Source organism: Nonomuraea antri, from assembly GCF_013283785.1.
Classification (GTDB): Bacteria; Actinomycetota; Actinomycetes; order Streptosporangiales; family Streptosporangiaceae; genus Nonomuraea; species Nonomuraea antri.
In genome coordinates this window covers 82,771-94,987 of the sequence record NZ_JABCPZ010000011.1, presented here as the reverse complement: position 1 = coordinate 94,987, position 12,217 = coordinate 82,771, and the positions used below count along the sequence as shown (strand labels likewise).

Here is a 12,217-nt window from a genome sequence, read left to right as displayed (position 1 = left end):
CCGCGCCTCCTGCACCCCCGGCAACGCCGACGGCCCGGCACCCGCTCGGTGGAGCAGGCCCGGGCCGTGAACACGGCGGTCATTTCTTCGTGTAATGCAGCACGACGGTGCCGTTCTCCAGCGCCCGGCTGCTCGTCAGCTCGAACGCCGTCGGCGAGAAGTCCGTCCTGAACAGCGGCACCCCCGCCCCGGCCACCACCGGGTAGAGCTTGATGGCCAGCGCGTCGATCTCCGGCAGCAGCTGCCCCGCCAGATCCGCCCCGCCGATCAGGTAGATGTCCTTGCCCTCCTCGGCCTTCAGCTCGCGGATCTTCGCCGCCACGTCACCGGAGACGACCTCGACCGCGGGGTCGTCGTTCTTCAGCGTCGACGACACCACGTACTGCCGCAGGTGCGCGTACGGGCTGGTGATGCCCAGTTCCAGGGCCGGCTCGTAGGTGGCGCGGCCCTGGATCCCGACGTCGAAGTTCGGGTTCGGCACGTCCACGCCGAGCGGCGCCCGTACGTGGGTGGGCAGCGTGTCGGGGTACTCGGTCACGATGAAGTCGATGACGTCCTGCGTGACGGGGAAGAAGTCGGCCTCACCGCCGGGGCCGGCGATGTAACCGTCGATGGTCATTCCGATGTAGTAAACGAGCTTTCGCATTTTTCCCGCTCTCTCGATGTCCGTAAAGGTTGTCAGCGTGCGCCGCCGGGCTTGGGCAGCGGCCGGGGCCTGGGCACCGAGCGCGGCTTGGGCTGCACCCGCGGCTGCTTGCCGTGCTTCTGCGCCGGACGCCCCATCAGGTGCTGCTCGGCGACGAAGGTGCTCGGGAGGTTGAACTGAACTCGCATCTGGTTCCTCATACTCTGTGTGTAGTACTCTGTGCGGAGTGGTTTAACCGTAGTACTACATTCAGAGTGGTGTCAACACCTGACTTTTGAGGAGATGTGCCATGCGGCAGAATCCCGCACGACGAGCCGCGCTCCTGGACGCCGGCATCGAGGTGCTGGCCCGCGAAGGAGCGCGCGGCCTCACCTTCCGCGCCGTGGACGTGCAGGCCGAGGTGCCCAACGGCACGGCGTCCAACTACTTCAGCAACCGCGACGACCTGCTCACCCAGATCGCCCACCGCTTCTACGAGCGGCTGCAGCCCGACGAGGCCACGATGACCGCCTCACTGGCCGGCCCGCGCACCCGCGCGCGGTTCGAGGAGCTGATGCACGAGCTGGTCGACCGGGTCAGCGACTTCCGCTCCGGCTACCTGGCGCTGCTGGAGCTGCGCCTGGAGGCGACCCGGCGCCCCGAGCTGCGCCGCCTGCTCACCGAGCGCATCCGCGCCGACATCGACTTCAACATCAGCCACCACGAGAAGTCCGGCCTGCCCGGCGACGCGACCACCGTGGTGCTCAACTACCTGGCGCTCAACTGGCTGATCGTGGAGCGGCTGACCCTGCCCGACATCTTTCCCGAAGCGGACGTGCACCGGCTGGTGACCGAGCTGGTGGAGCGGGTGCTCCCGCCGGACGAGGGCTGAGCGGCTCAGGCGTCCGGGGTCTCCTGCTCGGCCTTGAAGGCCAGGAACTCGCGCTCCAGCTCGTCGTTCTCCGCGGCCCAGCGGCGCCGGCGCTCGGCCACCTCGTCCTCGGTCAGCGACTCGCCCAGCCACTGTTCGTAGTCGGGGTCACCAGGTTGCAGCTCCACGTACGCGTTCCCGATCAGACGCCCGTCTTCACTGCTCAGGCTCTGCGGCACGCGCAGGGTCCCGTCAGCGAGCCGGATGACGTACATGGGTACCACCTAGATTCCGTAGCGCCGGTTGAAGAACAGCATGACGTTGAGCGCCATCCGCGTGTCGCCGCCGAGCATGTCCACGAGGGCCGGGCGCTGGCGCGAGGCGATGGCGGCGAAGGCGTCGGCGAAGAACTCCTTGCGGCCGAGGCCGCCCGCCTGCCGGTGGAAGGTCGACATGAGCAGCGGCCGCACCTGCTCGTAGAGCCGCACGAACGCCGGCGAGTCCGACACCCAGTCGCCGGGGCCCGCGTCGATGTCGTCGATGGCGTGGCCGACCTCGTGCATCATCACGTCCGGCGTGGGCGAGGGGCGGTCACCCACCACGATCTTGCGCTCGCCGTAGGCGCCGGCGCAGATGTCCCAGGTGGCGCGGCCCGACGGGAGCGGCGCGCCGCGCAGGTAGCCCATGTCGTCGAGGTCCGGGACACCGCCGGGGCCGACGTAGATGCCCTCGAGGCCGGTGGCGAGCAGTTCCTTCAGCCTGTCGGGGAGCCTGGCCAGGCTCTCCACGGCCCGTACGGCGTCGGGTGAGGGTGGGCCATACCTGGCGTCCCATTGGCGGTGCAGGATGGACTCCAGCCTGCCGCAGTGCCGTAAGCCGTCGCCTCTGGAAGGGGCGTCCGGGCGGTCGGGCTGCGCTCTGGGCGGTGAGTCGTCGAGCTCGAAGTCGTACCAGGTGTACTGGGGGCGGTCGAGCACCGCGGCGGGCAGGCGTTCGCGCCACTCCCTGGGCGCGTCCAGGTGCGCGAACAGCGCCTGCTCGGGTAAGCCCGGGCTGTCGGCGCCCGGCCAGCGGCGGCGCCTGTCGTCCTGCTCACGCGCGGGGTTCTCGGGCGGCCGCGGCGACTCTGGCTGTCGGCGGCGGGCGTCCGACCAGAAGGAGCGGTCGGCGTCCGGCGGGGCCTCGCCCCTGCGCGAGAACAGGTACGACCCGCGCCGCCACCACCGCCCGCGCCGGTGACGCCCCTTGTCGTTGGGCTCTCTGCCGCCGGAAAAGGCCATCGCACCTCTCAACGCCATGGTGCCCCGCACGCCGAATCGTGTCCCACGGTACGACGCTGATCTTCTGGAGTCACCCGATATGGGACATCCTGACGGCACGATCACGCTGTGGATGACTTACAGTTCGGGTCATGGCAGGTGTTCTGATCGGCCTGGCGCTGCTGGCCTTCTGGCTCTACTCGCTCTTCGACGTCATCACGACGCCTGAAGAGGAGGTACGGAACGTGCCAAAGATGCTCTGGTTGCTCCTCGTCGCGCTGGTGCCCGTACTCGGCGGTGCGATCTGGATGCTGCGCGGGCGTCCGCGCGAGGTCCGCGAAGCCTGGCCGGTGCCGCCGCACTCCGGCGCCCCGGGCGTGCCCAAAGGCCCCGACGACGACCCCGAGTTCCTGCGAGACCTCGAACGCCGCATGCGCGGCGACGACTGAGAAAGCCCGCGCCGTCGGTCAGGACGCCGGCGCGGGCAGAACGGCTCTCCCCCGGCTAGCCGACGTCGGCGTAGCTGTGCAGGCCGGAGATGAAGATGTTCACGCCGATGAGGTTGAACAGCAGGCACGCGAACGCCAGGAGCTGCACGATCGTCGCGTTCCTGCCCCGCCACCCGGCCGTCACGCGGGCGTGCAGGTAGGCGGCGTAGGCCACCCAGGTGATGAACGACCAGACCTCCTTGGGGTCCCAGCCCCAGTAGCGGCCCCAGGCGCGGTCGGCCCAGAGCGCGCCGGCGATCACGGCGAACGTCCAGATGGGGAACGAGATCACGATCGCCTGGTGCGCCACCCGCTCCAGGTCCTCGCGCGAGGGCAGCCGCGACAGCCCGTCGCCGCGCACCAGGTACAGGATCCCCGACACCCCGGCGAGCACGAACAGGCCGCTGGACACGATGGCCGCGCTGACGTGGATGGCCACCCAGTACGAGTTCAGCGCCGGCACCACCGGCCCAGCCGTCGTGTAGAGCACCTTGACCGCGAAGCCGAGGCCGAGCGCGGCCGCCAGCATGACGAACGGGCCCAGGAAGCGCACGTTCTGCCTGAGGTGGGTGCCCAGGAACGCGCTCACCGCGGCGAAGCAGATCGCCACCACGAACTCGTACATGTTGCCCCACGGCCACCGGTCGACGGCCAGGCCGCGGGTGATGACGGCGGCCAGGTTGGCGGCCCAGCCGAGCCAGCCCAGCGCGAGCGCCACCAGGGCGACCTTGCGCGTCCACGCCGGCTCGGGCGTGGCCGCCGCGGCCTCGGCAGGGGGCTCGGGCGACGGCTCGCCGCCCGCCCCCGCGGCCACCGCGACCGGCTGCTTCACCGCGGCCGACGCGTTGCCGCGGGCCCGGCCGAAGGCCAGCTCCAGCGCGAACGCGAGCATGGCGAAGACGTAGAGCAGGACGGCTGCGACGACGAAAAGGTCGCTCAGCTCGGCGAGTTGCTCAGCGGGCATCCTTGTCTCCTGCTGATAGAACCTTGACGATGTCGGCGAACTCCTCGGCGAAGCCCGCCGCTGAGCCCTCGGTACGGGTGAGGCCGGCCACGTCGACCGTGCCGTCCTTGACGCGGACGAACACCCGGCGGCGCCGGATGGTCAGCGACAACACGATGGCCACGATCGCCGTGCTGGAGGCCAGCAGGGCGGGCACGCGCCCCGGGTCGTAGGCGATCTGCAGCGTGATCCACTTCTTCACGCCGGTGTATTCCAGCCTGCCCTGACCGTCGGGCAGGTCGAGCCCCTGGCCGACGGCCAGCGGCGTGGGCGAGGTGGTCGGCATGAGCAGCGGCTTGAGCTGCTTCATGAGGTGGTCGGGCGCGATCTTGTAGACCGACTGCGGCTCGCCCGAGCGCAGGCCGAGGTCGCCGGTGAACCCGGTCAGCACCTGCACCTCGGGGTTGAGCTGGCCGGGGAAGATGGAGTTGTAGCTGCCGTCGCTCATCTTGGTGCTGGTCGGCAGGAACAACATCTGGAACGCCAGCGGGGTCGGCTGCGCGTCGGGCGCCTTGAGCACGCACGTCGACAGGAACGTCGCCTTGACGTCGATCAGGCACGGCACCGGCCCGTCGAAGGCCACCTGGCCCTTGCTGTCGGTGACCTTGAAGACCGGGGCGTAGCCGTGGCCGATCAGGTAGGTCTGCGTGCCGTCGACCTCCAGCGGCTCGTTGACCTTGAGCTCGTAGTCGCGGGCCGGGCCGCCCGGGGTGTCGTTGACCCGGAGGTAGGCGGAGTAGTCGAGCTCCTGCCCGCGTTTGTCGCCCTCGACCTGGTAGGTGGCCTGGAAGTCCTTCAGCGTGAACGAAAACGGTTCGAGCGATTCCGCCGACACCCGCGGCCCGGGGATGAACCGGTCGTAGGCGGCCACCGTGTTGGCGAAGCCGTCCTCCTCGACGATCAGGACGTTGCCGCGGTAGCCGTACAGGGAGCCGAACGCCACCGCGAGCAGGATGCCGACCAGCGCCACGTGGAAGAACAGGTTGCCGGTCTCGCGCAGGTAGCCCTTCTCCGAGGAGACCCAGCCGTCGCCGGTCTCGACCCGGAAGCGCAGCTTGCGCAGCCGGCGCGCGGCCTCGTCGACGGTGAGGTCGCTCTCGAACGAGACGTGGTGCGGCAGGCGCGAGAGCCGCTTGGGCGCGGCCGGCGGACGCCGCCGCAGCTCACGCACATAGGTCGCGGTACGCGGGACGATGCAGCCGATGAGCGAGGTGAACAGCAGCAGGTAGACGGCCGCGAACCAGGTCGAGGTGAAGACGTCGAAGAGCTGGAACCTGTCGTACCACTCGGCCAGCCCCGGGTTCTGCTGGTAGAGCTGGGCGACCTTGTCGGGCTCGACGCCGCGCTGCGGGATGAGCGAGCCGGGCACCGAGCCGAGCGCGAGCAGGAACAGCAGGATCAGCGCCGTCTTCATCGCGGTGAGCGTGCGCCAGCACCACCGCAGCCAGCCGACCAGCCCCAGCTTGACGTGCTTGGGCGCCTGCTCTCTCTCCAGCTCGTCGACGCTCATCAGATGCTCGGCCTAAAGGTGCCGATCAGACCCTGCATGGACGCGATCATTTCTCCCCACAGGCCGGTCACCAGCATCACACCGACCGCCACCATCATCCCGCCGCCGATCCTGGTGATCAGCCGGGAGTGCTTGCGTATCGCGCGGAACGTGCGCAACGCCTTACTGTAGGCGAGCGCGGCGCCCAGGAAGGGCAGGCCGAGACCCAGCGCGTACGCCATGGCCAGCAGCGCGCCGCGCGGCGCGCTGCCCTCGTTGAGCCCGAGCGTCATCACCACGGCCAGCGTCGGCCCGATGCACGGGGTCCAGCCGAGCCCGAACACCACGCCGAGCAGCGGCGCCCCGGCCAGGCCCGCCGAAGGCACGCGGTGGATGCGCACGTCGCGCATCAGCCCCGGGATCACGCCGAGGAAGGCCAGCCCGAGCAGGATGGTCAGCACGCCGAGCACCCTGGTGATGACCGCGGCGTTGGTCAGCAGCATCGAGCCGAGCCCGCCGAACAGCGCCCCGCCGAGCATGAACACCACCGCGAACCCGGCCACGAACAGCGCGGTGCCCAGCACCAGCCGGCCGCGCTTGGGATCGGCGCTCATGCCCGTCACGTACGACAGGTAGCCGGGCACCAGCGGCAGCACGCACGGCGAAAGGAACGACACCAGGCCGGCCAGGATCGCGATCGGCACCGCGAGCAGCAACGACCCGGAGGCGACGATCTCACTCATCGCGCGCTCTGCTCATCACGTATCCGGGTCACGGCGTTCATCAGGTCGGTGTACTTGACCGCGCCCAGCGCCCTGGCCGCGATCCTGCCCTGCTTGTCGATGATCAGCGTGGACGGGATCGCCGCCGGCGGCACCGTGCCCTGGAAGGCCAGCGCCACCTGGCCCGGCTGGTCGAAGATGTGCGGGTAGCCGGTCTTCTCGGTGCGCTCGAAGGCGATCGCGTCGGCCTTGCGGTCCTTGAAGTCGATGCCGATGAACTCCACCGCGCCCTTGGTCTGGGCGGCGACCTCCCTGAGCACCGGCGCCTCGGCCCGGCACGGCCCGCACCACGACGCCCAGAAGTTGAGCACCACGACCTTGCCCTGGTGCGCGGCCAGCGACGCGGTGCCGCCGTCGAGCGTGGGGCCCTGGACCGCGGGCGCCGGCTTGCGCTCGCTCGCGTCGAACACCTGCATCTTGCCGTCGCCGGGGACGAAGCGGGTGTCGCCCGCCTGGGGCTGCCCGCCCTGGTTGCCCGCGCAACCGGCGGCCAGGACAGCCATGAGGACGAGGGAGACGAACTTGGCGCGCACGGGAGGAAGATCTCCTTGTACTACAACCGGTAGAGCTTGCAACTCTACCTCCGGGGTCGCGCGGGCCGGACACCAGGCCGGGACATAGCCCGGATCAGGCTCCCGGGATGGTCGGGCCGCTGTTCAGCGACCCGGCGGGCTCGCTGTAGCCGATGCTCATCAGGCGGTCGCCGTCGAAGCTGAACGTGGTCAGGCTGGCCAGCGAGCACTGCCTGCGCCGCGGGTCGTGCCAGAGCCTGCGGCCCTCGGCCGCGCACCTGATGGCCCAGATCGGCAGCTGATGGCTGACCAGCACCACCTCGTGCCCGCGGGCCGCCGCGCGCGCCTCGTCGACCATCGACTTCATGCGCGCCACGATCTGCGGGTACGCCTCGCCCCACGACGGGCGCAGCGGGTTCCAGAAGTAGCGGTAGTTGCGCGGGTTGCGCAGCACGGCCAGGCCCTGGCCGATCACCCGGCCTTCGAGCAGGTTGCCCGCCTCGATCAGCCGGTCGTCCTTGATCACGTCGAGGCCGAGCTTCGTGGCGAGCGGGGCCGACGTCTCCTGTGCGCGCTCCAGCGGTGAGCTGTAGAGCGCGACGATGTCACGGCCGCCGATCGCCTTGGCGACCGTCTCGGCCATGAGGTTGCCTGTCTCCGACAGGTGGTAACCCGGCAGCCGCCCGTACAGGACGCCGTTCGGGTTGTGCACCTCTCCGTGGCGCAGCAGGTGGACGACGGTGGTTTCAGCCATGGTGAGCCACAGCCTATCCGCTTCGATGGCCGGTATAGGCGGGGCCCGCCTGGGCGGTTTCGCGCGTCCTGGGTAGAGTCGAGCCGAACGCGCCTAGGGTTCCGCGTCCGGCCCGCCGAGCTGACCGACAATCAGGGCAGGAAGACAGGTCCGAGCGGCGCCCCGGCCCCGGCGTGGGGCCGCACAGCTGACGGGACAAAAGCCTGGAGGCTCCTATCCGCTCGACACGGAAGGAGTCGCCTCGTGAGTCCATGGGCGCTCGTCCTCGTTCTCGTCGCCGCCGTCGCGCACGCCTGCTGGAACCTGCTCAGCAAGAAGGCCTCCCAGGCCGACGGCATCGTCTTCCTGTGGCTGGTGGCCGCCGCCGCCACGGTGATCTGGGCGCCGCTGTTCGCCGGGTTCCTGCTGGTCACCGGGGTCCGTCCGACGTGGACCGACCTCGGGCTCGCCGGGGTGAGCACGCTGGTGCACCTGGGGTACTTCGTGCTGCTGCAGCTCGGCTATCGCAAGGGCGACCTGTCGGTGGTCTATCCGGTGGCCAGGGGCACCGGGCCGATGCTGGCGAGCCTGGTCGCGGTGCTGATGCTGGACGAGCGCCCGGGCCCGCTGGGCGTCGCCGGGATCCTGCTGGTCGGCGCCGGGGTGTTCCTGATGAGCGGGGGCCGGGGGGCGGCCGACCTGAAGGGGACGGCGTTCGGGCTGGCGGTGGGGTTGTTCATCGCCGCCTACACGGTGTGGGACTCCCAGGTGGTGAGCGCGTTCGCGGTGGCGCCGATCATGCTGAACTACCTGGGCGAGACCGGGCGGGCGCTGGTGCTGACCCCGGCGGTGCTCGGAACCGGGCGGCGGGCGCTGATCCGGCCAATCTGGCGCGAGCACCGGTTCGGGATCCTGGGCGCGGCGGTGCTGATCTTCCTGTCGTACCTGCTGGTGCTGTTCGCCTTCCAGCTCGCGCCGGTCAGCGTGGTCGCGCCGGCGCGCGAGGTGAGCGTGCTGATCGCGGTGGTGCTCGGCGGGCGGCTGCTGGCCGAGGGCGACCTGCGGCGGCGGCTGCTCGCGGCGGGCGTGATGCTCGGCGGGGTCGTGGCCATCGCGCTCAGTTGAGCCGGGAGTCGCTCAGTTGAGCCGGGGGACGTTCAGTTGAGCGCCCAGACGGTCTCCTGGCGGCGGCTGGATTCGACGATGGCCTCGACCGTGGCCCTGATCGCCGGACGCCGGGCCGCGTCGGTGCGCCAGACGGCGTAGATCCTGCGCGTCTGCACCGGCCTGAGCTGCACGATGCTGACACCGTCGGGCACGCAGTCGCGGCCGAGCCGCGGCACGATCGCGCAGCCCAGCCCGGCGGCCACCAGCGCGAGCTGGGTCGGGTACTCGTCGGCCATGCAGGAGATCTCGGGTTCGAGCTGGGCGCTGCGCAGCGTGAACACCAGCCAGTCGTGGCAGACCGTGCCGGGCGTCGAGCTGATCCACCGCTCGCCGTGCAGCGCGGCCAGCTCCACCTCCTCGCGGCCGGCCAGCGGGTGGTCGGCGGGCAGCACCACGTCGGCCACGTCGTCGAGCAGCGTGGCGCGGGAGAGACCGTCGGGGATGGCCATCGGGCGGTTCATCCAGTCCTGGATCACACCCAGGTCCAGCTCGCCCCTGGCCACCTCGCGGACCACGCGTTCCGGCTCGCGCTCGTTCAGCTGGATGTACAGGTCGGGGTGGCGCCGGCGGAGCGAGACCATCGCGTGCGGCATCAGGCCGCGCGTGGCGGTGGCGAACGCGCCGATGTTCAGCCGGCCCACGACCTGGCCGCGCAGCGCCTCGAAGTCGGCCTCGGCGGTCTCGACCAGGGCGAGGATGCGTTCGGCGTGGTCGGCGAGCAGCCCGGCGGCGTCGGTCAGCCGCACGCCGCGCCCGTTGCGCTCCACCAGCCGGGCGCCGGTCTCGCGTTCGAGCTTGGCGATCTGCTGGGACACCGCGGACGGCGTGACCATGAGCGCGTCGGCCGCCGCGCCCACCGAGCCATAGACGTGAACTGCGTGAAGGGCCTTGAGCCGGTTCAGGTCCAACATGTAAGCCAGCCTAAAGGGTTTAGCGTAGAAAGTCTCGCTTGTCCTTCAATCTGTAGCAAACGAAAATATATGTATGCGAATCCTTAAGAACAAGAAGCAGTCCCAGCAGCGCACGACCACCTCCTACCTGAAGGTGCTGGCGGAGCAGGCGCGCGAGCAGCGCATCCGCTACCAGAAGGTTGCGTGAGACCACGCCACCTCGCCCTGGCCGTCGGCCTGGCGGCGGTGTGGGGGGTCAACTTCGTCGTCATGCAGGTGGGGCTGAATCACTTCCCGCCGCTGCTGTACGCGGGGCTCAGGTTCACCCTGGCGGCCTTCCCCGCCCTGCTGTTCGTCGGCCGGCCCGCGGTGGCCTGGCGCTGGGTGTTCGGCGTCGCGGCCACGATCGGCGTCGGCCAGTTCGGCCTGCTGCTGGTGGGCATGCGGGCCGGGATGCCGGCCGGGCTGACCTCCCTGGTCCTGCAGACACAGGCGTTGTTCACCGTGCTGTTCGCGGTGACGCTGCTGCGTGAGCGGCTCACCGCCCGGCGCGTGATCGGCCTGGCCGTCGCGTTCTGCGGGCTGGCGCTGGTGGCGTTCGACGTCGGCGCGTCCGGCCCGCTGGGCGCGTTCGCCCTGTGCGTGGCCGCCGCCGCGGCCTGGGGCCTGGGCAACGTGGTCCAACGTCGGAGCGCGCCGCCCGACGCGCTGCGGTTCATGGTGTGGGTGAGCGCGTTGTCCGCGCCGCCGCTCCTGCTGCTGTCGTTCCTGCTGGAGGGCGCGCCTTCGCTGGCCGCGCCGGCCGAGGGCTGGTGGTCGCTGGCGTACGTGGCGTTCGTCTCGACGCTGGGCGGCTTCGGGGTGTGGGGGTTCCTGCTGCGGCGTTACGACGCCTCGACGGTGGCGCCGTACACGCTGCTGGTGCCGGTGTTCGGGATGTCGTCGGCGGCGCTGGCGACTGGCGAGCCCCTGTCGGCGCCGAAGCTCGCCGCCGCCGCGCTGATCGTCTGCGGTGTCCTGTATGCGGGCACCAGACCGCGGGCCAGGCGGCCGGCGCCGCCCGAGCCCGCGATGGAGACGGCGCTCAAACCCTGAGCGCCTACAGCACCGCCGCTGCCGCCTTCGCCGCGTGCGGGAGGGCGGCGGCGATGCGGTCGAGCGCCTCGTCGTCGTGGGCGGCCGACAGGAACCACGCCTCGTACGCCGACGGCGGCAGGTAGACGCCCTGCTCCAGCATCGCGTGGAAGAACGCGGTGAACGCCTGGGTGTTCTGCCGCTGGGCCTCGGCGAAGTTCGTCACCGGGCCGTTGGTGAAGAAGATCGAGAACAGGCTGCCCGCGCGCTGCAGCCGGTGCGGCACCCCGGCCTCGGCCAGCGCGCCCGCCGCGGCCTCGCCCACCGCGACCGCGGCGGCGTCGACCCTGGCGTAGGCGTCGGCGTCGAGCGCGCGCAGGGTGGCCGCGCCGGCCGCGCAGGCCAGCGGGTTACCTGCCAGCGTGCCCGCCTGGTAGACCGGGCCTTCCGGGGCGAGGTTCGCCATGACGTCCGCCCGGCCGCCGAACGCCGCCGCGGGCAGGCCGCCGCCCATGACCTTGCCGAACGTCATCAGGTCGGCGTCGACCGGGTCGAGCCCGTACCAGCCGGACGGCGACACGCGGAAGCCCGTCAGCACCTCGTCGATGATCAGCAGGGCGCCGTTGGCGGTGCACAGCTCGCGCAGCCGCGCGTTGAACCCCGGCTCGGGCGGCACGACGCCCATGTTCGCCGGGCACGCCTCGGTGATCACGCAGGCGATCTCGGCCGCCGCGAACGCCTCTTCCACCGCCTCGATGTCGTTGTACGGCAACACGATCGTGTCGGCCGCCGACGCCCCGGTGACGCCAGGCGTGTCGGGCAGCCCGAACGTCACCACGCCCGACCCGGCGGAGGCCAGCAGCGCGTCGACGTGCCCGTGGTAGCAACCGGCGAACTTGATCACCTTGGACCGCCCGGTGAACCCGCGGGCCAGCCGCACCGCGCTCATGGTCGCCTCGGTGCCCGAGCTGACCAGGCGCACCTTCTCCACCGGCGCGACCCGGCCCACGATGGCCTCGGCCAGCTCCACCTCGCCCGGCGTGGCGGTGCCGTAGGAGAACCCGCTGGACATGGCCTTGCTCACGGCCTCGACGACGGCCGGGTGGCGGTGGCCGAGGATCATCGGGCCCCAGGAGCACACCAGGTCGACGTAGCGGTTGCCGTCGACGTCCGTGATGTAGGGCCCCTCGCCCGAGGCCATGAACCGCGGCGTGCCGCCCACGGCGCCGAACGCGCGCACCGGGGAGTTGACGCCGCCGGGCACGACGGCCTTGGCACGGGTGAACAGGTCTTCGGAGTTCTGTATGCGGCTCACTCGAACCAG

Annotated in this window: 15 protein-coding genes; 4 read left to right on the top strand and 11 right to left on the bottom strand. The window is 70.8% G+C overall.

All coding sequences use genetic code 11. The annotated features are described in order from the left end of the window. Positions 1 to 79: 79 nt before the first annotated feature. Positions 80 to 619, bottom strand: a complete 540-nt coding sequence (locus HII36_RS06250) for a dihydrofolate reductase family protein (RefSeq protein ID WP_328807605.1) — start codon at positions 617 to 619, stop codon at positions 80 to 82. 59 nt (positions 620 to 678) lie between these two features. Next, positions 679 to 834 (bottom strand): hypothetical protein, encoded by a 156-nt coding sequence (locus HII36_RS06245; RefSeq protein WP_173522086.1) that lies wholly within the window; start codon positions 832 to 834, stop codon positions 679 to 681. Between the two features lie 101 nt (positions 835 to 935). Here HII36_RS06245 and HII36_RS06240 point away from each other — a divergent pair, with 101 nt between their 5' ends. Beyond that, entirely contained in the window at positions 936 to 1,517 is a 582-nt protein-coding gene (locus tag HII36_RS06240) for a TetR/AcrR family transcriptional regulator (protein WP_173522085.1), read from the top strand. A gap of 5 nt (positions 1,518 to 1,522) precedes the next feature. On the opposite strand, the gene HII36_RS06235 is transcribed toward HII36_RS06240, so the two are convergent. Continuing rightward, positions 1,523 to 1,771, bottom strand: coding sequence for a hypothetical protein (locus HII36_RS06235; RefSeq protein ID WP_173522084.1), 249 nt, complete (start codon positions 1,769 to 1,771; stop codon positions 1,523 to 1,525). A 9-nt stretch (positions 1,772 to 1,780) separates the two neighbouring features. After that, positions 1,781 to 2,776, bottom strand: coding sequence for a hypothetical protein (locus HII36_RS06230; RefSeq protein ID WP_173522083.1), 996 nt, complete (start codon positions 2,774 to 2,776; stop codon positions 1,781 to 1,783). A gap of 131 nt (positions 2,777 to 2,907) precedes the next feature. Between HII36_RS06230 and HII36_RS06225 the strand changes: the two genes are divergently transcribed. After that, the gene (locus HII36_RS06225) at positions 2,908 to 3,204 is read left to right on the top strand and encodes a PLDc N-terminal domain-containing protein (RefSeq protein ID WP_173522082.1); all 297 of its coding nucleotides are present in this window, start codon (positions 2,908 to 2,910) and stop codon (positions 3,202 to 3,204) included. Between the two features lie 55 nt (positions 3,205 to 3,259). Here the strand turns inward: HII36_RS06225 and ccsA are convergent, their stop codons facing one another. The 5 genes from ccsA to HII36_RS06200 form a co-directional block, all read right to left on the bottom strand. Next, positions 3,260 to 4,207 carry a cytochrome c biogenesis protein CcsA gene (ccsA, locus tag HII36_RS06220; RefSeq protein ID WP_173522081.1) on the bottom strand — a complete coding sequence of 316 codons (948 nt, stop codon included), beginning with the start codon at positions 4,205 to 4,207 and terminating at the stop codon, positions 3,260 to 3,262. After that, positions 4,197 to 5,756, bottom strand: coding sequence for a cytochrome c biogenesis protein ResB (gene resB / locus HII36_RS06215; RefSeq protein ID WP_173522080.1), 1,560 nt, complete (start codon positions 5,754 to 5,756; stop codon positions 4,197 to 4,199). Before resB ends, ccsA begins: the two co-directional genes overlap by 11 nt. After that, positions 5,756 to 6,478, bottom strand: coding sequence for a cytochrome c biogenesis CcdA family protein (locus HII36_RS06210; RefSeq protein WP_173522079.1), 723 nt, complete (start codon positions 6,476 to 6,478; stop codon positions 5,756 to 5,758). Before HII36_RS06210 ends, resB begins: the two co-directional genes overlap by 1 nt. Continuing rightward, entirely contained in the window at positions 6,475 to 7,050 is a 576-nt protein-coding gene (locus HII36_RS06205; RefSeq protein WP_328807604.1) for a TlpA family protein disulfide reductase, read from the bottom strand. Before HII36_RS06205 ends, HII36_RS06210 begins: the two co-directional genes overlap by 4 nt. Positions 7,051 to 7,144: 94 nt before the next feature. After that, positions 7,145 to 7,783: a histidine phosphatase family protein gene (locus HII36_RS06200; protein WP_173522078.1), complete on the bottom strand. Its 639-nt coding sequence runs from the start codon at positions 7,781 to 7,783 to the stop codon at positions 7,145 to 7,147. 243 nt (positions 7,784 to 8,026) lie between these two features. On the opposite strand from HII36_RS06200, the gene HII36_RS06195 reads away from it, so the two are divergent. Next, on the top strand, positions 8,027 to 8,887 hold the full coding sequence (locus HII36_RS06195; protein ID WP_173522077.1) for an EamA family transporter: 861 nt from the start codon (positions 8,027 to 8,029) through the stop codon (positions 8,885 to 8,887). 32 nt (positions 8,888 to 8,919) lie between these two features. On the opposite strand, the gene HII36_RS06190 is transcribed toward HII36_RS06195, so the two are convergent. Then, entirely contained in the window at positions 8,920 to 9,840 is a 921-nt protein-coding gene (locus tag HII36_RS06190; protein ID WP_173522076.1) for a LysR family transcriptional regulator, read from the bottom strand. A 183-nt stretch (positions 9,841 to 10,023) separates the two neighbouring features. Between HII36_RS06190 and HII36_RS06185 the strand changes: the two genes are divergently transcribed. Next, positions 10,024 to 10,914 carry an EamA family transporter gene (locus HII36_RS06185; protein ID WP_173522075.1) on the top strand — a complete coding sequence of 297 codons (891 nt, stop codon included), beginning with the start codon at positions 10,024 to 10,026 and terminating at the stop codon, positions 10,912 to 10,914. Between the two features lie 4 nt (positions 10,915 to 10,918). On the opposite strand, the gene hemL is transcribed toward HII36_RS06185, so the two are convergent. Further along, on the bottom strand, positions 10,919 to 12,199 hold the full coding sequence (gene hemL, locus HII36_RS06180; protein ID WP_407940751.1) for a glutamate-1-semialdehyde 2,1-aminomutase: 1,281 nt from the start codon (positions 12,197 to 12,199) through the stop codon (positions 10,919 to 10,921). Between the last annotated feature and the right edge of the window lie 18 nt (positions 12,200 to 12,217).

What these genes read in the sequence shown, in the direction of transcription:
- ccsA (WP_173522081.1), bottom strand. Translation starts at nt 4,207, where the DNA reads ATGCCCGCTGAGCAACTCGCCGAGCTGAGCGACCTTTTCGTCGTCGCA.
- HII36_RS06245 (WP_173522086.1), bottom strand. Translation starts at nt 834, where the DNA reads ATGCGAGTTCAGTTCAACCTCCCGAGCACCTTCGTCGCCGAGCAGCAC.
- HII36_RS06235 (WP_173522084.1), bottom strand. Translation starts at nt 1,771, where the DNA reads ATGTACGTCATCCGGCTCGCTGACGGGACCCTGCGCGTGCCGCAGAGC.
- HII36_RS06200 (WP_173522078.1), bottom strand. Translation starts at nt 7,783, where the DNA reads ATGGCTGAAACCACCGTCGTCCACCTGCTGCGCCACGGAGAGGTGCAC.
- HII36_RS06240 (WP_173522085.1), top strand. Translation starts at nt 936, where the DNA reads ATGCGGCAGAATCCCGCACGACGAGCCGCGCTCCTGGACGCCGGCATC.
- HII36_RS06210 (WP_173522079.1), bottom strand. Translation starts at nt 6,478, where the DNA reads ATGAGTGAGATCGTCGCCTCCGGGTCGTTGCTGCTCGCGGTGCCGATC.
- HII36_RS06225 (WP_173522082.1), top strand. Translation starts at nt 2,908, where the DNA reads ATGGCAGGTGTTCTGATCGGCCTGGCGCTGCTGGCCTTCTGGCTCTAC.
- HII36_RS06250 (WP_328807605.1), bottom strand. Translation starts at nt 619, where the DNA reads ATGACCATCGACGGTTACATCGCCGGCCCCGGCGGTGAGGCCGACTTC.
- resB (WP_173522080.1), bottom strand. Translation starts at nt 5,756, where the DNA reads ATGAGCGTCGACGAGCTGGAGAGAGAGCAGGCGCCCAAGCACGTCAAG.
- HII36_RS06190 (WP_173522076.1), bottom strand. Translation starts at nt 9,840, where the DNA reads ATGTTGGACCTGAACCGGCTCAAGGCCCTTCACGCAGTTCACGTCTAT.
- HII36_RS06230 (WP_173522083.1), bottom strand. Translation starts at nt 2,776, where the DNA reads ATGGCCTTTTCCGGCGGCAGAGAGCCCAACGACAAGGGGCGTCACCGG.